This is a genomic window from Gardnerella vaginalis 1500E, assembly GCF_000263595.1.
Taxonomy (GTDB): Bacteria; Actinomycetota; Actinomycetes; order Actinomycetales; family Bifidobacteriaceae; genus Bifidobacterium; species Bifidobacterium vaginale_E.
The window spans coordinates 100,508-119,923 of sequence record NZ_ADES01000011.1; the positions used below are offsets into that span (position 1 = coordinate 100,508).

The following is a 19,416-nucleotide window of genomic DNA, read 5'->3' on the forward strand; positions in this document are numbered from 1 at the left end:
ATTTATTCGTGAATATTTATATTTATAACGTGTACAGTGCAAATTATGCTGTACACGTTTTTATATGTATAAGTATGATTTCTAAATTTTATATATTTTTTCACGTAATGTGACAAAAAAATAAAAATACAACAATTTGTGACATGTCTATTGCGTTTATCTTGTGTGTATAATATGCTCTATATTGTTTAGTTATACAAAGCGCTGCATATGGAGGTCACATGAATACTAATAAGCGCATTGTTCTGGCGTACTCAGGCGGCTTGGATACTTCTGTAGCAATTCCTTACTTGAAAGAACAAACCGGCCAAGATGTTGTTGCCGTATCTCTTAATGTTGGTCAAGGCGGCGAAGCTCTTGATGCAATAAAGAAGCGCGCATTAGCTTGCGGTGCAGTAGAATCTTATGTTGTTGATGCGCGAGATGAGTTTGCCAACGATTATTGCATGCTCGCTTTGAAAGCAAATGCAATGTACGAAGATGTGTATCCTCTTGTTTCTGCACTATCTCGTCCACTGATTACAAAGCATTTAGTGCATGCGGCGCACGAATTTGATGCGGATACTATTGCTCATGGTTGCACCGGAAAGGGAAATGATCAAGTTCGTTTTGAAGTTGCTATCAAATCCTTAGATCCACAGTTAAAAGCAATCAGCCCTATTAGAGATTTGTCGCTTACTCGCGATGTTGAAATCGCTTTTGCAAACAGTCACCAGCTTCCAATTGAGCAAAGTGAGAAAAGCCCTTACTCAATTGATCAAAACGTTTGGGGTCGTGCAATTGAAACAGGTTTCTTGGAAGATCCTTGGAATGCTCCAACAGAAGAGTGCTATTCTTACACTCAAAATCCTATGGAGTCTCAAGAGCCTGATGAAGTGACTATCACTTTTGAAAAAGGTGTTCCAGTTGCTATTGACGGTCATAGTGTAACGCCTTTGCAAGCTATTGAAGAAATGAACGCAAGAGCAGGTGCTCAAGGAATCGGTCGAATTGACATTATTGAAGATCGTTTAGTTGGCATCAAGTCTCGCGAATTGTATGAAGTTCCAGGAGCTCAGGCTCTTATTGCTGCACATCAAGAGCTGGAAAACTGCTGTTTGGAACGTGAGCAGCACAGGCTAAAGCGTGATCTTGATAAAAAGTGGGCAGAATTTGTTTACGATGGTCAATGGTTCTCTCCAGTTGTGCGTTCTTTGAATGCGTTTATTAACGAAACTCAGGAACATGTTTCTGGCGATATTCGAATGACTATGTACGCCGGAAAAGCTGTTGTTACTGGTAGACGCTCCGAAGAGTCTCTGTATGACTTTAACTTAGCTACGTACGATTCTTCCGATACCTTCGATCAGCGTGCTTCCAACGGTTTTATTGAAATTTACGGATTGTCAAATACTGTTGCTGCAGCTCGTGACATGCGCGTTTCAAAAAACAATTAATTTGGATTTGAGGTAATAATGATTTCTCACGATACAACAAAAAACGCTAGCAATCCGATTGCATTGTGGGGTGGACGTTTTAGCTCTGGTCCATCTAAAGAGCTTGCTGCATTAAGCAAATCAACACAGTTTGATTGGCGATTAGCTGATGATGATATTGCTGGATCTAGAGCTCACGCGTTTGCGTTGTATCGTGCAGGTCTTCTTAGCAAAGAAGAGTATTCAGAACTGATTTGCTCATTAAACGAATTGCAAAAGCAAGTTGATTCAGGAACTTTTGCTCCTATTGAAGAAGACGAAGATGAGGCAACTGCGTTAGAGCGAGGATTGCTTGAAATTGCTGGAAGCAAGTTAGGCGGAAAGCTTAGAGCAGGTCGTTCTAGAAATGATCAGATTGCAGCGCTTATACGCATGTTCTTACGCCGACATGCTCGATTTATTGCAAATCTACTGCTAACAGTTTGCAAAGCTCTAATTACTCAGTCAAAAAATGCAGAAGATGCTGTAATGCCAGGTAGAACTCATATGCAGCATGCTCAACCTATTTTACTTGCGCACCAATTAATGGCTCACGTTTGGCCACTACTGCGCAACATTCAGAGACTTGTTGATTGGGATTCACGCGCAAACGAAAGCCCTTATGGTGCTGGAGCTTTAGCTGGAAACACTCTTGGTCTCAACGCTGATGGCGTTGCTAAGGAGCTTGGTTTCGACGCTGTTTGTGCAAACTCTATTTACGCAACCGCAAGCAGAGATATTGTTGCTGAATTTGCATTTATTTCAGCAATGATTGGCGTCGATATTTCTCGGTTAAGCGAAGAAATTATTATTTGGAATACGCAAGAATTTGCTTTTGTGCGCTTGGATGACGCTTATTCAACCGGTTCTTCTATTATGCCTCAGAAAAAGAATCCAGATATTGCAGAGCTCGCAAGAGGAAAGTCTGGCAGATTAATTGGTGACTTAACAGGATTAATGGCAACTCTTAAAGGTCTTCCTACTGCTTATGCTCGCGATCTTCAGGAAGATAAAGAAGCTGTTTTTGATCAAATTGATACGTTAGAAGTGCTGCTTCCAGCATTTGCAGGAATGCTAAAAACTATGCAGTTTGATTTTAAGCGTCTTCGTGAGCAATCAGCCACAGGTTTTGCGCTCGCAACAGATATTGCAGAATGGCTGGTAAAGCAAGGTGTTCCATTCCGTAATGCTCATACTTTGTCTGGTTTGTGTGTAAAGCGAGCAGAAGAAATCGGCGGAGATCTTGCTGATTTAAGCGACGACGATTTCGCGAATATTTTAGACGGATTTATTGATTGCAGCAAAATTCCTGATCTTAGAAAACTGCTTTCAAGTGACGGATCTGTTGCGTCTCGTTGCACTAGAGGCGGAACTGCACTAGTGCGAGTTCTTGAACAAATAAATGAAGCTGAATCTAAAGTAAATGAATATAGTAAGTTTGTTTCTTCTACAAGCGACGGTTCCGCTTATAGTTCATCTTCAAAATAATATTGTGCAAAATTGAAATATTGTGATTATGCTTTTGACAGCTTTGTAATAGTGTCTGCCTGTACTGCAAAAATTAAAAGGCTTGCGGACGCGCATAGCGCCCGATATTTCGGAATTTTTGCAATAAGGAGATACGAATGGCTCAGGTCAGGAATTACAAGGAAGCAGGTTTTGCTTCTTTGTTTGAAGAGCTAAAGTGGCGTGGATTGATTTCTCAATCTACAGACGAGAAACAGCTTGCTCAAGCACTTGACGGAGAACCATTAACGTATTATTGCGGCTATGATCCTACAGCTGCATCTTTGCATATTGGAAATCTTGTTCAGCTTATTAACATGCGCCACTTGCAGGCAGCAGGTCATCATCCTATTGCGCTTGTTGGTGGAGCAACTGGTTTGATTGGTGACCCTCGTCAAAGTGGTGAGCGAACTTTAAATTCTAAAGATATTGTTGCTGCATGGGCTGAACGTTTGCATAATCAGATTGGACGTATTCTGCCTCTTGATGGAGAAAATCCTGTTCGTTTTGTTAGCAATTACGACTGGGTTTCTAAGATGTCTGCTATTGATTTCTTGCGAGATGTTGGCAAAAACTTCCGTGTTGGCACAATGATCGCTAAGGATATTGTTGCTCGTCGCTTGAACTCAGATGAAGGTATTTCTTTTGCAGAGTTTAGTTACCAGGTTTTGCAAGGAAACGATTTCTTGTATCTCTTTGATAACTACAATGTTACTTTGCAGCTTGGTGGATCTGATCAGTGGGGTAATTTGACTTCTGGCATGGATCTGATTCGTAAGGTTCGCGGAGCTTCAGTAAACGTATTTACTAGCCCGATTATTACGGATAATCAGGGCCGCAAGTTTGGTAAGTCTGAAGGCAACGCAATGTGGCTTGACCCAACAATGTTAAGCCCATACCGCTTCTACCAGTTCTGGTTTAATCAGCCTGATGATGAAGTTGTTAAGTTACTTAAAGTTTTCACATTCTTACCAAAGAGTGAGATTGAGCGTTTAGCGCAGCAAATTCAAGAAGATCCAGGAAGCCGTGAAGCTCAGCGCGTGCTTGCTTGGGAAGTTACAAGTTTTGTTCATGGTGAAGATTTAACTAACCAAGCTATTGAAGCTTCTTCCGCACTGTTTGGACGTGGAGATATTAAAAATATTGATGAGCAGACTCTTGAGGCTGCTTTAGATGGCATTAAAGTGAAGTCAGAAGATGGTAGCTTAGATTTTGCAAAGTCTCACAATGGGGATCGTATTGTAGAAGCTGCGGTTTCTGCAGGTTTGTTCCGCACGATTTCCGAAGCTCGTCGCGCTATCGAAGCTGGTGGTTTGTATCTAAATAATGAACGCGTTGAAGGCGTTGATGATGTTCTTGACGATAATTCGTTCTTACATGGTCGTTTTGCTTTGCTTCGCCGCGGTAAAAAAGCTATTGGTGCTGTAGAGCGCGCATGATTTGTTTTTAATATTAGATTAATATTAATTTATTGTCTATTAGAATTTGAAAGGTATGCCGATAATGGGCGAAGAGCGCGGATCACGTAGTGGCAAGTCGTTTGGTAATCGTGGTAATTTTGGCCATCGAAACGGTGGTAAAAGTGGTGAAAGACGCGGTGGTTTCCATAAAGATGGATTCCACAAGAGTGGTTCTAAGAGAAGTGGTTTCCGTTCTGAAAATCGCGACGGAGAACATCGTTTTAACCGTAATCGCCGCTTTGATGATCGCCGTGATGATCGTCGTTCGCGCGATTTTGAGCATGGCGGTGAAGAAGGCGGAAATCCTCGCTACAAGAAGTTTGATGGTGAAAAACGTTTCGACCGTCGAAATAATCACAACGAGAATCGCAGAGAAAATAATCGCGGTGGAAACTTCCACAAGGATTTCCATAAAGATTCCAGAAGTGATTTTGGCGATAATCGTCGTGATAATCGCAGCGAAAATCGTCGCTTTGACAATCACCATAATAATCGTTACGACCGCAATGATCGCAATGATCGTTACGACCGCAATAATCGCAATGAAAATCGTCGCTTCGACGAACATCGCAGCTCTGAGCGCCGAAACAGCAATGCGCATGGCAATGTCAGATTTGAAAATGGACCTCGTCGCAATTCTGACGGAACGGTTTCATATCCATCACAAAACCCTTATACCGCGCGTCGCCCTGGCGAGCCTAAAATGCCAAAGGGTCTAGAGTGGGCAATGCTTTCTAAGGAAGACCGTGAGCGTTTGCGTGGCCTTTCCAAGGAGCATGCTGAAAATATTGGTCTTCATATTCTTGCAGCCTACGTTTTGCAGGAAGAGAATCCTGATCTTGCTTTGGAACACGCAAAATGGGTTGCTAAGCAGGCTTCAAGAATTGATTTTGCTCGCGAAACATTAGCTTTTGTATCTTATCGTCAAGGCGATTACAAGCTTGCTGCTAAAGAATTCCGCACTGCAATGCGCATGAACGGTTATCTCGACTACCTGCCATTTATTGCAGATTGTGAGCGCGGCATGGGCAATCTAGATAAAGCCTTAGAAATTTGCATGTCAGATGAAGCAAAAAGCCTTAAGGGTGAAGTTAAAGCCGAAATGTTCCTAGTGTACGCCGGTGTTTTGTTTGATACTGATCATGCAGATAAAGCTATTGAGCTCGTTCATGCAATGGGCCGTTCAAAGGGCTTACCTGGAGAGTATCGTATGCGTGCCGTTCAAGCTGAGCAGTACTTCTTAGAAGAAGCAGGCAGAAGCGATGAAGCCGTAGAATTAGAATCTTTGCTCGACAGTCTTGAAAATCAGTATGCTGATGCTGACGATGACGATATTAACCCAGATGATATTGTTATTGACTACGATTTGGAACATTTGAACGACGCCATGATGGATGAGATTGGTGTAAGTGAAGATGATTGCGAATTTGCTCCAGAAGAAGATGAATCTGAGGATTAAAATCATTTAAGGCTATTTTTATGCAACTTGAAACGAGAAAGAATTTTTCTGCAAGTACTCGTCCTTTAAGTGAAGCTTTTAGCTTAGCTTTGCTTGATTTGGATGGTGTTGTTTATAGAGGCGGAAATTCTGTTGAGTATGCTGCTGAATCGATTGAGTCCGCTCAAAAACGCGGAATGTTTATTGAATACACAACAAATAATTCTTCTCGTTTTCAAACTGTTGTTGCTAAACAATTGGAAAGTTTTGGTCTGAGTGTAAAACCATGGCAGATTATTACTTCATCTGTTGTTGCGGCTCGCATGGTTGCGCGTCATGTTGAGCCAGGTGCTCGTGTTCTAGTTCTTGGTGCTGAGCATTTGCTTGAGGAAGTTAAGCGTGTAGGTTTACAGCCTGTAGATTCTTGCAAAGATGATCCGCAAGCTGTTATTCAAGGCTGGTATCCTCAGATGACTTGGCAAGAAATGGCAGAAGTTTCTTTTGCTGTAGAGCACGGAGCTAAATATTTTGTTACAAATCGTGATTTAACAATTCCTCGCGAACTTGGAATAGCTCCTGGATGCGGCTCAATGATTCAGGCTGTTATTAATGCTACAGGAGTTGAGCCTATTTCGTCTGCTGGAAAACCTGAATCTGCAATGTATGACGAGGCTCGACTGCTTGTTGCAGCAAATGCTGAACATGTAAAAACTAAATTTGAGTCAGAGCACGAACAATATACTGAAAAAGACGAGTTTGGAAATCCTGTAATAAGTATTTCTAAATCTCTTGCTGTAGGAGACCGTTTAGATACTGATATTGAAGCCGGAACAAGGGGAGGCTACGAGTCTTTGCTTGTTCTTACTGGAGTTACGAATCCTAGAATGCTTATGCTTGCGCCGGAGCATTTGCGACCAAGCTTTGTTTCTAAAGATTTGCGAGGACTTAACGAGTCCCATAACTGCCCAGAGAGAGTGGACGAGCATACTTTTATTTGCGAAAGTGCAAAAGCTGAGCTTACTGATAATCGTATTATTGAAGTGAATAATCTTAATGATTGCAATGCTTTGAGGGCTGCATGCGCGTTGACATGGAGTTTGCAAGATAATGGTGAATCTCTTGAAAACTATACTCTTCCGGAGTTTTCATTATGAGTTTTAATGAAGATTTGCGAATTTTTGTAAACTCTTCTTCACATAAACGTTTGGATTGTGCTCTTGTTGTCAGAGGATTAGCAGAAAGTAGAACAATAGCTAAGCGTTTAATTCAAAATGGTGCTGTAAGCGTAAATAATAAAACTATTAAAAAATCTTCTTTTCTTGTAGAGGATTCAGAAGAAATAGTTATTTCTAAATTAGAAGGCGTAAGCTCTTTTGTTAAATATGTTTCTCGCGGAGCTCTTAAGCTAGAAGGAGCTTTTGAAGCGTTTTCTAAATACGGTTTATCTACTTCCAAGTCAACTAGAGCATTAGATATTGGTGCGTCAACAGGCGGATTTTGCGACGTGCTTTTACAAAGAGGAGTTGAGCATATTATTGCTCTCGATGTTGGTCATGGGCAGCTTAATCCTAAAATTGCGAATAATACTAGAGTAATCGAAATGAGCGGAGTAAATATTCGTAACGTTTACGAAGAAGATTTGCCGTATAAACCTAATCTGATAGTTTCGGATGTTTCTTTTATTTCTTTAACATTCGTTATTCCAGTAATTGCGCGCATTGCTGAGCATAATGCAGATGTTGTTTTACTTGTTAAACCTCAGTTTGAGGTTGGAAAAGGAAATCTTGGAAAAGGTGGAATAGTAACAGACGAATCTTTGCGTCTTAAAGCGTTAGAAAATGTTGAAAATTGTGCTAAAGATAATAATTTGACGATTGTTTCAACAGTAAAATCTCCTATTGAAGGCACTCACGGAAACGTAGAATATTTGCTTTATGCGCATTTTGAAGGCTGATAATACAAATACTTACGCCTAATATACGTAGAAGAATTACAATAGTACTGTTATTTGAAAACAGTACGAAGGGTATTTGTGATGCAGCAACATTTCGATGAAAATACTGCTTCTGCGCCTCGACGCGCTCTTGTAGTAACTCATGCGAGACTTGATAGCCACAGTGCTGTAGTAAATCAAGTTACTTCACAGCTTACTCAAGCGGGTTTTCTAGTTGATGTTTTTCACAGTGCTGCCGTTTCTGACTTTTCTAAAACGCCTACTAATTTAGTTGATGAGCATACTGAAATTGTTGTGGTGCTTGGGGGAGATGGCACCATGCTTCAGGCTGCAGAGTTAGTGCATTGCACTACCGTGCCAATTATTGGAATAAATCTTGGTCACGTTGGTTTTTTGGCAGAATTCGAAAGCTTCCAAATTGATGAAGCAATTAGAAGAATCGCAAATAAGGATTATTCAATCGATCGACGTATGGAAGCCCATGTTGACGTATGGCTTCCAGGCGAAAGTGAGCCTTTAAGAGACTGGGCTTTGAATGATATTACGCTTGATCGTGCAGATCGTGGGCGAATGGTAGAGCTTTCAATACGAGTAGATGATGTTGAAATGTCATCTTTTGGCTGTGATGGTGTAATAGTTTCAACTCCTACTGGTTCAACAGCTTATGCGTTTTCTGCAGGTGGCTCAATTATGTGGCCAAATGTTGAAGCTCTGCAATTAGTTCCTTTAGCTGCTCACGCGCTTTTTGCTCGTCCGCTTATTATTGGCTCAGGATCTACTTTTACGATTGATATTCTTGAAGAATCTTCTTCGGGTGGCTGGATTTGTTGCGATGGCAGGCGTCAGCGCGCTCTTCCTCAAGGATCAAGGATTCAAGTTCGACAGTCTAAAGATGAGCTTTTGCTGGCTAGACTTTCTGGAGCGCCTTTTACTAAGCGTTTGGTTACAAAATTTGATTTACCAGTAGTTGGTTGGCGAGAACATAACAGTAATCAGTCAAACCGTAAATAATCCTACTTAACTAATAGCAGTAAAAACGAGGTATAGTGTGCTTGAAGAATTAGAAATACGCAATCTTGGGCCAATTTCACACGCGCTTATTACTCCTTCTTTACGAATGACTGCGATTACAGGTGAAACTGGCGCTGGAAAATCAATGCTTTTAAGTGCCATAAAACTTATCTCTGGTTCGAAATCAGATTCTGCTAGAATTTCGCCAAATGCTAAAGAAACGTGGGTGCAAGGCGTATTTAGCATCCCAAAATCAAGCGAAGTGGAAGAAACTGTTAATCAAGCTGGCATTGAGCTTGAAACTTCAGAAATTGATGAAACAAAGTCAGATATGTATGTTGCAAGAACTGTTCCTAAACAGGGCCGCTCAAGAGCAACAATATCTGGATTCGCTGTTCCAAAAACTTTGCTTGAAGACGTATGCTCACAAATGGTCACAATTCACGGTCAAAGTGATCAATTACGCATAGCAACTAGCGCAAAACAGCGTGAAATATTAGATTTAGTGGCAAAGAATAGTGAATTAGCTAATAAATATTTTCAAGCTTATCAAGCTTTAAAAGATGCTCAAGAAGCGTGTAATCGTCTTGAAAACCAAGAATCTTCCGCTCGTCAGAGAGCTGACTATTTGAGAGAGTCTTTAGCCCAAATAAAACAAGTAGATCCAAAACATAATGAAGATGAAGAATTGCGTGCAAAGCGCGAGCGCATTGAAAATTCTGCGCAAATTATTAACGCTGTGAGCACAGCTTTATCATCGCTTGACGTTAGTCAAATCGACTATAGTGCTTCATCGTCATCTTTAGACGCAAGAACGCTTATTGATCAGGCTGCTCAAGCATTGCAAAATATTAGAGTTGATAATTCATTTAGTAAACTCGCTCAACAACTTGATGATATTCATGCGCAACTGGACGATATTGTAATGCAGCTTGCTCAGCAGATTGATTTTGATGCGAGTGAGGAAGATTTAGATTCTTTAAATGCAAGAATACATGATCTTAGTGAGCTTACGCGCAGATGGGGGCCAACTTTAGATGATGTTCTTAATTGGGCGCAAAAAGCTCAGTTTGAACTTGAAGATTTAGATGATTCTCCAGAAGCTATTGAGCGCGCTAGGGCCGCTTGTAATAAGCGTTACGATGAAGCTTTTGATTTAGCCAAGAAATTATCTGCCACTCGTGTGAAAGCAGCTAAAAAGCTTAGTGATGATGTTAGTAATGAGCTATCTTCTTTAGCAATGGATGGCGCTCAATTAAATGTTCGAGTAAATTCTAGAAGTGAGAATCAAGATGGTTTAGTTTATCTCGATTCAAACGGCATTGACGATATTGAGTTTCTTTTTAGACCATTTCCAGCTTCGCCAGATTTACCAATGGGCAAAAGTGCTTCTGGCGGTGAGCTAAGTAGGCTGATGCTTGCAATGGAACTTGTTGTTGCAAGAATGCGTGAGCATGATGATAAAAACATGACTTTTATTTTTGACGAAGTTGATGCAGGAGTTGGTGGCGCTGCTGCAGTTGAACTAGGAAAGCGTTTGGCTAAACTTGCTAAACATTCGCAAGTGATTGTTGTTACGCATTTGCCTCAAGTGGCCTCTTTTGCTGATGCTCAATATGCTGTGCAAAAAAATATTTCACCTGTTAATAATGGTGATTTTGAAAGTCAAGAAGCGGATACTACTGTTAATCTACTCGAAGGTAAATCTCGTGAGATGGAAATCGCTCGTATGCTTGCTGGAAGTAACTCTAAAACTTCGCTTGAACATGCGCATGAATTGTTGGAAACGAGTAGAAAGATAATTGATGACGCTGCAGAATAATAATTCGTTTTTTAAGGCTGCGATTTTTGATTTTGACGGAACTCTTATTGATTCTCTTGGAGTTTGGGATGATATTGATAAAAAGAGTTTTGCAAAACGCGGCTTAAATGTTCCGGATATTTTTGCAAATACTACAGCAGCTATGAATCCTCGCCAAATTGCAGATTATGTTATTGAACATTACGGTTTTAGTGAATCTCCTGAAGAACTAATGAAGGAGTGGTCGGATATGGCGTTTGACGCTTATGCTAATCATCTTCCTCTTAGAAAGGGAGCTTACGACTACGTTAAATACTTGCGTTCTAAAAAAGTAAAGATGTTTCTTATTACAACTCTTTCCAAAACTTTATGCCAGCCTGCGTTAAGAAGGCTTAATATTTTAGATTGTTTTGATTTTTTGCAATTTGGGGAAGATTTATCTAAAGAAGGAAAACACAGTTATAAAACTTATGTTGATATAGCAGAAACTCTTAAGGTTGCTACAAAAGATTGTGCAGTTTTTGAAGATTCTGCAACTGCGCTAAATTCTGCTCAACAAGCTGGAATGAAAACATATGGTGTTGTAGATGAATCGTGCTCAAAAAATGATTTAGACTTGCCATTTAGGAAATGCTTAGAAGTATTTTCCAACTTCGATGATGCTCCAAAAAGTTGATGAGGTTTCACATACCCCGGGTTTTGTCGCGTACACAAGTGCACACGGATGGCCATCCATCTCGATTTGACGTTACCGCCAAACTCTAGCAGTCTACCCGAAGACTCAGGCGAGCAGCCTTTAAGCGTCTTCTGCTTGACCTTGCTCCCAATGAGGCTTGCCATGCGACTAACTGTTACCAGAAGTCCGGTGGTCTCTTACACCGCCGTTTCACCCTTACCCAAACGAAACGTTCGGGCGGTCTATTCTCTGTTGCGCTATCTCTCAGGTCGCCCTGGGCGGACGTTATCCGCCATTGTGCTCTGTGGAGCCCGGAAGTTCCTCAGTCACTCCGAATGAACATTGTGACCGCGGCCATCGTGAAACCTCAACCTTCCCAAGTATAGCAGATATTGTTCATATCGTAAAAAATTAGTTGTTTTGCGTAAATTTTCGAAATAATTATGAAATTTTTTTGCTTAAATTTAATAACTTGCTAGTTTCTTATTGATTTAGCAGATATAATAGAAGCACCGACGGCATCGTGGCAGTCGGCTGATACAAATCGAACTTAGGTTCGAATCTATATGGGGAGGTTTCGCATGGAAATCGTCATTACTGGTCGTCATACGCAGATTAATCAAAGGTTCCGTGACGTTGTAGAAAGTAAGATGAATCGCGTAACCGCTATTGCTCCTGATGCGCAGCGCGTTCAAATTGTGTTGACTCATGAAGGTAATCCAAGGCAGGCAGATACTGCAAAGCGAGTTGAAATTACTGTTGTTGCAGGTAGCACCGTGATTCGCGCAGAAGCTTCTAGCACTGATCAGTACAGTGCTCTTGACATGGCTCTAGATAAGTTGACGCTACGTTTGCGCCGCACGCGTGATCGCCGCAAGGATCATCGCCGCGGATACACGGAAATGGTTCCTGTTGATATGGGCGCTGTTGAGCCAGAAATTGACATGAAAATTGAGGAGCCTAGTGAGGATGTTGCCAATAGTGCGGATGCAGCTGTTGCTTCTGATTTAGGCCCTGGTGAGTCTGTAGAAGTTAGCGTTGGTGACACGCCTATTGTTATTCGACGCAAGCTTCATATTGCAGAGCCTATGAGCATTGATGAAGCTTTGTACGAGATGGAATTAATTGGTCACGATTTCTTCCTGTTTGTTAATAAAGAAACAATGCGACCATCTGTTGTGTATCGTAGGCATGGATGGAGCTATGGTGTGTTTGAGATTGATACGCCTGAAAATGTTGCTAAGAAAAAGTAATAATAAAATAATTACGAAAATTAATAAAAGTATTTAGGAGTTTGTAAAAATTAAGTTAGATTAACAAAATGCCCGTCGGCTAGATGGCTAGGCGGGCATTTTATTTGTTACACCGACTCGCGTGCTTATAAAAATCGCTGCCGTCGCGTAATATAGGCACAGTTTACGTCTATGTTGGCTAGGCCGTCTTCATAGACATGACCTAAGGGAGCAAAACGTGGTAGATATCGTCGATAAAGCCTTGCGTATGGGTGAAGGCCGTCAGTTAAAGCGCCTTGAGAACGTTGCCAAGGCTGTGAATGCGTTGGAAGATGAAATTTCTGCGCTTTCCGATGAAGAATTGAAGGGTCAAACCGCTAAATTTAAGCAGCGCTTAGATAATGGTGCAAAACTGGATGATTTGATGCCTGAAGCCTTCGCTACTGTTAGAGAGGTTTCAAAGCGTACGCTTGGCCAGCGTCACTTCGATGTTCAGCTTATGGGCGGTGCGGCATTGCATTGGGGCAATATCGCAGAAATGAAAACTGGTGAAGGTAAAACACTTGTTGCAACTTTGCCAAGCTATTTGAATGCTTTGGAAGGCAAGGGCGTTCACGTTGTTACAGTTAACGACTACCTTGCAAGCTACCAGAGTGAGCTTATGGGTCGTATTTACCGATTCCTCGGCATGAGTGTTGGCTGCATTATTACCGATCAGCAGCCACCTGAGCGTCGTAAGCAATACAACGCTGATATTACTTACGGCACTAACAACGAGTTTGGTTTCGATTACTTGCGCGATAACATGGCGTGGGAAAAGAGCGAGCTTGTGCAGCGCGGTCACCACTATGCTATTGTCGATGAGGTTGATTCTATTCTTATTGATGAAGCTCGTACACCATTGATCATTTCCGGTCCTGCTGAAGGCGACGTAACTCACTGGTATCGCGAGTTTGCAAAGCTTGTTTTGAAGCTTAATCGCGATGCTGATTACGAGATTGACGAAAAGAAGAAAACTGCAGGTATTCTCGATTCTGGTATTGCTAAGATTGAGGATTACTTGGGTATTGATAACCTTTACGAGCCAGCTAATACTGCTCTTATTGGTTATTTGAACAATGCTCTTAAAGCTAAGGAACTCTTCCTTCTTGACCGCGATTATGTGGTTACTAATGGTGAGGTTTTGATTGTCGACGAGCATACTGGTCGTGTTCTTCCAGGACGTCGTTACAGCGAAGGCTTGCATCAGGCTATTGAAGCTAAGGAAAACGTGGAAGTTAAGGCAGAAAATCAGACTTTTGCTACGATTACTTTGCAAAACTACTTCCGCATGTACGACAAGCTTGCTGGTATGACTGGTACTGCAGAAACTGAAGCTGCAGAATTTATGGGAACATATAAGCTTGGTGTTCTTCCAATTCCTTCTAATCGTCCAGTTATTCGTATGGATAAGGATGATTTAATCTTCCGCACTAAGAAAGAAAAGCTTACTGCTATTGTGCGCGATGTTGCAGAACGTCATGCAAAGGGTCAGCCAGTATTGCTTGGTACTGCTTCTGTTGAATCTTCAGAAATTCTTTCTTCGCTTCTTGATGTTGCTCGCATTCCTCACCAGGTTTTGAATGCTAAGCAGAATGCTAAGGAAGCTGCTGTTGTTGCTGTTGCAGGCCGTAAGGGTGCTGTAACTGTTGCTACTAACATGGCAGGCCGTGGTACTGATATTATGCTCGGCGGCAATGTTGAGTTCCTTGCAGACGCTAAGTTGAAGGCTGAAGGATATTCTCCAGACGATACTCCTGAAGAGTATGAGAAGCGTTGGCCAGGCGTTTTAGCCGAAGTTAAAGAGCAGGTTAAGGACGAGCACGAAGAAGTTAAGAAGCTTGGTGGCTTGTATGTGCTTGGTACTGAGCGTCACGAATCTCGCCGTATTGATAATCAGCTTCGAGGCCGTTCTGGTCGTCAGGGTGATCCTGGTGAGTCCCGCTTCTACTTAAGCTTGGAAGATGATTTGATGCGCCTATTCAACACTCAGCTTGTTGCTCGTGTTATGGCTAAGGGATTGCCAGAGGGCGAACCAATCGAATCTAAGTATGTTTCTAACGGTGTGCGCACGGCGCAGAAGACTGTTGAAGCTCGTAACTTTGAAATGCGTAAGAACGTTTTGAAGTATGACGATGTTATGAATAAGCAGCGTACTGTTATCTATGCAGAACGTCAGATGGTTCTTAAGGGTGAAGATATTCATGAGGACATCTTGAAGTTCATCAGTGACACTGTGGAAAGCTATGTTCGTGGCGCAATGAACGGTTCTGATAAGCCAAAGAACTGGGATTTGGACGGCTTGCAAAACGCTTTGTTAGCAGTTATGCCTGTTATTCTCGATTGGGATCAGGTTCGTGAAACAATTTCTAAGCTTAAAGGTGAAAAAGCTGTTATTGCTTTGCGAGATTTGATTGTTGATAACGTAAACAATTTCTACGATATCTTTGAAAAGCGCATTGGATCTGACGCAATTCGTCAGATTGAGCGTCGTGTTGTGCTGGCTGTGCTTGATCGCAAGTGGCGTGAACATCTTTATGAGATGGACTACTTGAAGGATGGTATTGGTCTTCGCGGCATGGGCCAGCGCGATCCTCTTGTTGAGTATCAGCGTGAAGGCTATCAGATGTACAACTCCATGATTGAAGCAATCAAGGAAGAAAGTGTGCAGCTTCTGTTCCACATTAATCTTGAGCAGGTTGCTTCTACAGAAGATACTTCTTCTGATTCTTCTATCGATGAGGATGTTGCTCAGGCAGAAGCAGAAGTTGATTCTCAAGATCAGCCATCTGGAATTGTTGGACCTGCACCTTTGAGCCATGCTGAAGGCGATGTTCCGTTAAGCATGCGACCAAAGAACGAAGAGTGGAAGACCCCTTGGTCTGATGGTCGTACGTTCCCAGGAACTAACAAGAATGATGAATGCCCATGCGGTTCTGGACGTAAGTACAAGCTTTGCCATGGACAGAATGAAGCTGAAAACTAAGCAAAACTTAAACTAGAACTTTAAGTGAAAATTTAAGCTTAGAAAAATAAAATAAAAATAAATAAGCTAAAAGTAAAGTAGAAGGCTACATACGTTTTGTATTGGCCTTCTACTTTTTTTATTCACAATACTTTTATGCAATCTATAAAGCGTTTATTTTGCAGACATGTTTTTTATGCTTTTGTTAGACTCTAGCTCCATGCCCATAATCTCTATAATCTTCTTTATAAGGATCTGGTTTTTTACGGCTTAAAAAGATCCCTAATCCGCCTAAAAGTATGAATATTGCGCTTATAATTCCAACAATAGTTGCGAGCGATGGAATAAAAGCACTCAAAATAATACCAGCAATACCAACAGCAAAAACAGTCCATAAAACAAATGTAACTGGAGAAATATCTTCCAACTTTGGATTAGGAGGCACAAAATCATCGCCATACTCGTCCATAGTCGTATCTACGTCAAGCCAACTTGAGCGAGTATTGTCGCGTGGTCCGCTACTATTTTTTGCAATCAAATAAAAATTATGTGCATTCTCTTTCTTCTTAGCATGCTTTTCAAAACTTTTTGCATCGCGAGAATTAGAAATATCCTTTAAATCATCCGAATGATCCGCAATAAAATTCAGCCAATCATCTTCGAAATTTTTACTATTCTTTGCATCGTCATTATTTGATGATTGTGACATTCCTTTTCCGTAACGGTGAGGGTCGTTGGTATCCTTAGAAGAAGTCATGAATTATACTCTAGCAAGTGTGCCTGATTCTTGGTGCGCAAATTAGCGGGTGTCTGCTTGCTTGCAGAAAGGATAAGCTATGTTGTACTGGTTCTTCGTGAAGGGTCTTGGGGGTATTGCCCGCATGAGGATTCATCCATCAGCAAAAGGCGTTCATAATGTTCCTAAAAAAGGTGGAGCAATTATTGCAGCAAATCATCTTGCTGTTATTGACGATGCTCTACTTCCTTTAACTTGCCCGCGTATGATTCACTTTATGGGTAAAGCCGAATATTTTGAAGGTAAAGGATTAAAGGGACGTTTTAAGAAGTGGTGGTTTACTTCCGTTGGTGTGTTCCCAGTTGATCGTTCTGGTGGTTCAAAATCTCTCGGTGCTCTAAATCATGCTCGTGAAATTATAGAAAAAGGTCAGCTTTTCGGCATTCATATTGAGGGCACAAGAAGCCCAGACGGAAAACTGTATCGAGGTCATACTGGTGCTGCTCGTCTTGCTCTTGAAACTGGATGTCCAATCATTCCTGTGGCAATTATTGGCACAAGAGATTTGCAGGTTCAAGGTCAGATAATTCCTGCCAAAGGCAAAACGCAGGCAATCTATGGTGAGCCTATTCAAGTAGAGCGTGTAAAAGACGAAAGTGATATTACTCACGAGCGTCTTCGTGAAATTACTGATCAAATAACGAAAGCAATTCAACAGATGAGCGGTCAAGAGTACGTTGACGAATATGCTCAAACTGTAAAAGAACGAATGCGTCAAGCTGCAAAAGATAATCAGGCTAATAAGCAATAACGTGCACTAATACAAGTTAGTAACAGTTGGAAAGCTGTAAGCAAAGAACCAGTGAAGATGGCAGATACAGTAAGTTAACTGTATCTTAGATTACTGTAAGAGTAATAACAGAAGGATTGCCGTGTGAATCCTTCAAAGGAACTTCGCTACCAGCTCCAGGAGATTGGAACCTAACTACATGCATATAATCTCCAAGAGGAGCCGATATTTTAACCTGTAGACCAAGGCTTTCAATAATCCTACGAGCTTCTGCAGTGTTTTTGCCGCAAACATTTGGTAAGGTAACAGATTTAGGTCCTTTTGAAACAACAACTTTTACGCTGTCTCCCCAGTGCATTTGAGTGCCAGCGTCAACCGAAGCGCTAATAATCCTACCTTTTGCAACAGTATCGCTATTTTCCTCTTCGTACTTTACGTCTAATTTAGCGCCGCTAAGAGCAACGTCAGCATCATCCTTAGTGTGATTAACAATATCCGGCATTTGAACAGGCATAGGTCCTTTAGAAAGAAGCAAACTAACTTCCTCATTGTGATTCATGCGCGTGCCCGGTTTAGGAGTAATATCAACAACGCTTCCTTCTGGGATTTCAAGAGAGTAAACGTCGAGTGAAGTTCGATGAATAATATGAGTAAATCCAGCTTTACGAAGTGCTTGCAATGGTTTCTTACCATTACGAGTTTTTGGATTAGTAATATCAGACGGAATTGTAGCTTTTTTAATACCTCGCGAAAGTATAATACGAAGCTTACTATTCGAGTGCTTACTAATGTGACTTCCAACAACATCAGGCACAGTGGCAAGAACTTTCCCTGAATCAACATCATCACTGTAGTCTCTGGAAACAGTGTAAGGAATTCCAGCAACCTTCAAAGTATGCTCATATTCTTGCCAACTAATATCTTTAACTTTGCAAGCTGCTTGATTTGCGCATCGAAGATCATCCGGTTTAGGAAGCGTCCAGTAGCTGCCAGGGCCTAGGAAGTACCAGAAGCTTCCAATAGCACCAAGAACTAGCACTGCAATTACACTTCCTCCTGCAATAGCAATTACTCGCTTTTTAGAAGAGGAATCTTTTTTAGAGTCTGAATTAAAACTTGCAGGATGCAATGTTGGAATTAGTGGATTTATAGAAGTCTTATTGCGATTAAGTTCGTGTGAATCAATTGCAATAGTTGGCATATTGCTGTCGTCAAATTCTTCAAGCGGATTGCTTGGAGAATCAGAGTTAGTATTTTCTTCAGATTTTACAGCGGCAGTGCTTATTGCTTGAGTAGCATCTAAATCGCTTGTAGAATCATCTGAATCTTGAGAATACTTATAATCTTTAGTTTTATTATCGCTATCAGACTTATCAATATCTGTAAGGCGCAGATTATCTAGAGGAGATAATGAGTCGGAATCTTGCTCTTCCTTAACAGCATCAATTTTATATTGCCAGTCTTCAGCACTTAATTGTTTTGAAAGATTTCGCAATTGCGTTAATGCTTCGATAGCATTATCTGGTCGATCGTTCATATCGCGCGCAGTAAGCTTAGATATAAATTGCGCAACTTTTTCGTTAATATCTGGGCACGCTGTGCTTATTGAAGGAGTGTTTTCGTGAACATGCTTAAACACTAGTGTTACAGGATTGTCTGCAGTAAAAGGAACTCGTCCCGCAAGCATTTCCCATGCCATCATTCCAGCAGAATATAAATCACCTTGAGGCGTTGCAAGATTGTTCTCAATAAGTTCTGGAGCAAGATAAGCAGCCGTTCCAAGCAATAATCCGGTAGAAGAAAGAGTTGCTTGGGATATTGCGCGAGCCAAGCCAAAATCAGTAATCTGCACGTGACCGCGATCATTAATCAGAATATTTTCAGGCTTAATATCTCTATGCACGACTCCAGCTTGGTGTGCGGAAGCAAGACCGTCTAAAGTTTCAGCCAACAAGCGTAAGGTGTCACGAACACTAAAAGTGCCTTGCATGTTCATTTCGTAGCGCAAATTAACGCCGTGCACATACTCCATAACAAGATAATCAAGACCGTCGTATTCGCCAGTGTCATAAACTTGAACAATATGCGGGTTTGCTATAGCTGCTGCAGAAGTTGCTTCTCTGCGGAATCTAGCAATAAACTGCTGACGATGCACTCCTTGAGCAAGCTGAGTGTGCATTATTTTAATTGCGACAGGCCTATCGAGACGCTCATCCTGCGCCTGGTACACCGTAGCCATACCACCTTGAGCAATTTTACGCACAATACGATAGCGATTTTCAATGCACATTCCAGGCTGAACCTGAGTAGCTTCATCCATTGTCACAATCCTTATACGCGTAAACCTTGCTTAC

The 19,416-nt window shown here is 41.5% G+C and carries 14 protein-coding genes and 1 other RNA gene; 12 read left to right on the forward strand and 3 right to left on the reverse strand.

Going from position 1 to position 19,416, the window contains the following annotated elements:
- The first annotated feature begins 221 nt into the window (after window positions 1–221).
- From CGSMWGV1500E_RS02910 to CGSMWGV1500E_RS02870, 9 genes are all read left to right on the forward strand, one after another.
- Window positions 222–1,436, forward strand: coding sequence for an argininosuccinate synthase (locus CGSMWGV1500E_RS02910; protein WP_004128118.1), 1,215 nt, complete (start codon window positions 222–224; stop codon window positions 1,434–1,436).
- A gap of 18 nt (window positions 1,437–1,454) precedes the next feature.
- On the forward strand, window positions 1,455–2,942 hold the full coding sequence (gene argH / locus CGSMWGV1500E_RS02905) for an argininosuccinate lyase (RefSeq protein WP_004128119.1): 1,488 nt from the start codon (window positions 1,455–1,457) through the stop codon (window positions 2,940–2,942).
- 137 nt (window positions 2,943–3,079) lie between these two features.
- Window positions 3,080–4,399 (forward strand): tyrosine--tRNA ligase, encoded by a 1,320-nt coding sequence (gene tyrS / locus CGSMWGV1500E_RS02900; protein WP_004128120.1) that lies wholly within the window; start codon window positions 3,080–3,082, stop codon window positions 4,397–4,399.
- A 64-nt stretch (window positions 4,400–4,463) separates the two neighbouring features.
- A complete protein-coding gene (locus tag CGSMWGV1500E_RS02895; protein WP_004128121.1) occupies window positions 4,464–5,879 on the forward strand; it encodes a hypothetical protein in 1,416 nt (471 codons plus the stop codon).
- Between the two features lie 20 nt (window positions 5,880–5,899).
- Window positions 5,900–7,012: an HAD-IIA family hydrolase gene (locus CGSMWGV1500E_RS02890; RefSeq protein WP_004128124.1), complete on the forward strand. Its 1,113-nt coding sequence runs from the start codon at window positions 5,900–5,902 to the stop codon at window positions 7,010–7,012.
- The gene (locus CGSMWGV1500E_RS02885; RefSeq protein ID WP_004128127.1) at window positions 7,009–7,812 is read left to right on the forward strand and encodes a TlyA family RNA methyltransferase; all 804 of its coding nucleotides are present in this window, start codon (window positions 7,009–7,011) and stop codon (window positions 7,810–7,812) included. The genes CGSMWGV1500E_RS02890 and CGSMWGV1500E_RS02885 overlap by 4 nt, the downstream gene beginning before the upstream one ends.
- An 81-nt stretch (window positions 7,813–7,893) precedes the next feature.
- Window positions 7,894–8,823 carry an NAD kinase gene (locus CGSMWGV1500E_RS02880; RefSeq protein WP_004128130.1) on the forward strand — a complete coding sequence of 310 codons (930 nt, stop codon included), beginning with the start codon at window positions 7,894–7,896 and terminating at the stop codon, window positions 8,821–8,823.
- Window positions 8,824–8,860: 37 nt separating this feature from the next.
- On the forward strand, window positions 8,861–10,645 hold the full coding sequence (gene recN, locus CGSMWGV1500E_RS02875) for a DNA repair protein RecN (protein WP_004128134.1): 1,785 nt from the start codon (window positions 8,861–8,863) through the stop codon (window positions 10,643–10,645).
- Window positions 10,629–11,300: an HAD family hydrolase gene (locus CGSMWGV1500E_RS02870; protein WP_004128137.1), complete on the forward strand. Its 672-nt coding sequence runs from the start codon at window positions 10,629–10,631 to the stop codon at window positions 11,298–11,300. The genes recN and CGSMWGV1500E_RS02870 overlap by 17 nt, the downstream gene beginning before the upstream one ends.
- On the opposite strand, the gene rnpB is transcribed toward CGSMWGV1500E_RS02870, so the two are convergent.
- An RNA gene (gene rnpB, locus CGSMWGV1500E_RS06185) (RNase P RNA component class A) lies at window positions 11,297–11,670 on the reverse strand. The genes CGSMWGV1500E_RS02870 and rnpB overlap by 4 nt on opposite strands.
- A gap of 211 nt (window positions 11,671–11,881) precedes the next feature.
- Here rnpB and hpf point away from each other — a divergent pair.
- Window positions 11,882–12,553 carry a ribosome hibernation-promoting factor, HPF/YfiA family gene (gene hpf / locus CGSMWGV1500E_RS02865; RefSeq protein WP_004128140.1) on the forward strand — a complete coding sequence of 224 codons (672 nt, stop codon included), beginning with the start codon at window positions 11,882–11,884 and terminating at the stop codon, window positions 12,551–12,553.
- Window positions 12,554–12,770: 217 nt separating this feature from the next.
- The gene (gene secA, locus CGSMWGV1500E_RS02860) at window positions 12,771–15,557 is read left to right on the forward strand and encodes a preprotein translocase subunit SecA (RefSeq protein ID WP_004128143.1); all 2,787 of its coding nucleotides are present in this window, start codon (window positions 12,771–12,773) and stop codon (window positions 15,555–15,557) included.
- Window positions 15,558–15,741: 184 nt separating this feature from the next.
- Here secA and CGSMWGV1500E_RS02855 read toward each other — a convergent pair whose 3' ends face one another.
- Entirely contained in the window at window positions 15,742–16,293 is a 552-nt protein-coding gene (locus CGSMWGV1500E_RS02855) for a hypothetical protein (protein WP_004128145.1), read from the reverse strand.
- Window positions 16,294–16,372: 79 nt separating this feature from the next.
- On the opposite strand from CGSMWGV1500E_RS02855, the gene CGSMWGV1500E_RS02850 reads away from it, so the two are divergent.
- On the forward strand, window positions 16,373–17,083 hold the full coding sequence (locus tag CGSMWGV1500E_RS02850; protein ID WP_004128147.1) for a lysophospholipid acyltransferase family protein: 711 nt from the start codon (window positions 16,373–16,375) through the stop codon (window positions 17,081–17,083).
- 85 nt (window positions 17,084–17,168) lie between these two features.
- On the opposite strand, the gene CGSMWGV1500E_RS02845 is transcribed toward CGSMWGV1500E_RS02850, so the two are convergent.
- On the reverse strand, window positions 17,169–19,382 hold the full coding sequence (locus CGSMWGV1500E_RS02845) for a protein kinase domain-containing protein (RefSeq protein ID WP_004128149.1): 2,214 nt from the start codon (window positions 19,380–19,382) through the stop codon (window positions 17,169–17,171).
- Window positions 19,383–19,416: the final 34 nt, after the last annotated feature.

Coding starts and splice junctions, on each gene's coding strand:
- CGSMWGV1500E_RS02910 (WP_004128118.1), top strand. CDS start 222: ATGAATACTAATAAGCGCATTGTTCTGGCGTACTCAGGCGGCTTGGAT.
- argH (WP_004128119.1), top strand. CDS start 1,455: ATGATTTCTCACGATACAACAAAAAACGCTAGCAATCCGATTGCATTG.
- tyrS (WP_004128120.1), top strand. CDS start 3,080: ATGGCTCAGGTCAGGAATTACAAGGAAGCAGGTTTTGCTTCTTTGTTT.
- CGSMWGV1500E_RS02895 (WP_004128121.1), top strand. CDS start 4,464: ATGGGCGAAGAGCGCGGATCACGTAGTGGCAAGTCGTTTGGTAATCGT.
- CGSMWGV1500E_RS02890 (WP_004128124.1), top strand. CDS start 5,900: ATGCAACTTGAAACGAGAAAGAATTTTTCTGCAAGTACTCGTCCTTTA.
- CGSMWGV1500E_RS02885 (WP_004128127.1), top strand. CDS start 7,009: ATGAGTTTTAATGAAGATTTGCGAATTTTTGTAAACTCTTCTTCACAT.
- CGSMWGV1500E_RS02880 (WP_004128130.1), top strand. CDS start 7,894: ATGCAGCAACATTTCGATGAAAATACTGCTTCTGCGCCTCGACGCGCT.
- CGSMWGV1500E_RS02870 (WP_004128137.1), top strand. CDS start 10,629: ATGACGCTGCAGAATAATAATTCGTTTTTTAAGGCTGCGATTTTTGAT.
- hpf (WP_004128140.1), top strand. CDS start 11,882: ATGGAAATCGTCATTACTGGTCGTCATACGCAGATTAATCAAAGGTTC.
- CGSMWGV1500E_RS02855 (WP_004128145.1), bottom strand. CDS start 16,293: ATGACTTCTTCTAAGGATACCAACGACCCTCACCGTTACGGAAAAGGA.
- CGSMWGV1500E_RS02850 (WP_004128147.1), top strand. CDS start 16,373: ATGTTGTACTGGTTCTTCGTGAAGGGTCTTGGGGGTATTGCCCGCATG.
- CGSMWGV1500E_RS02845 (WP_004128149.1), bottom strand. CDS start 19,382: ATGGATGAAGCTACTCAGGTTCAGCCTGGAATGTGCATTGAAAATCGC.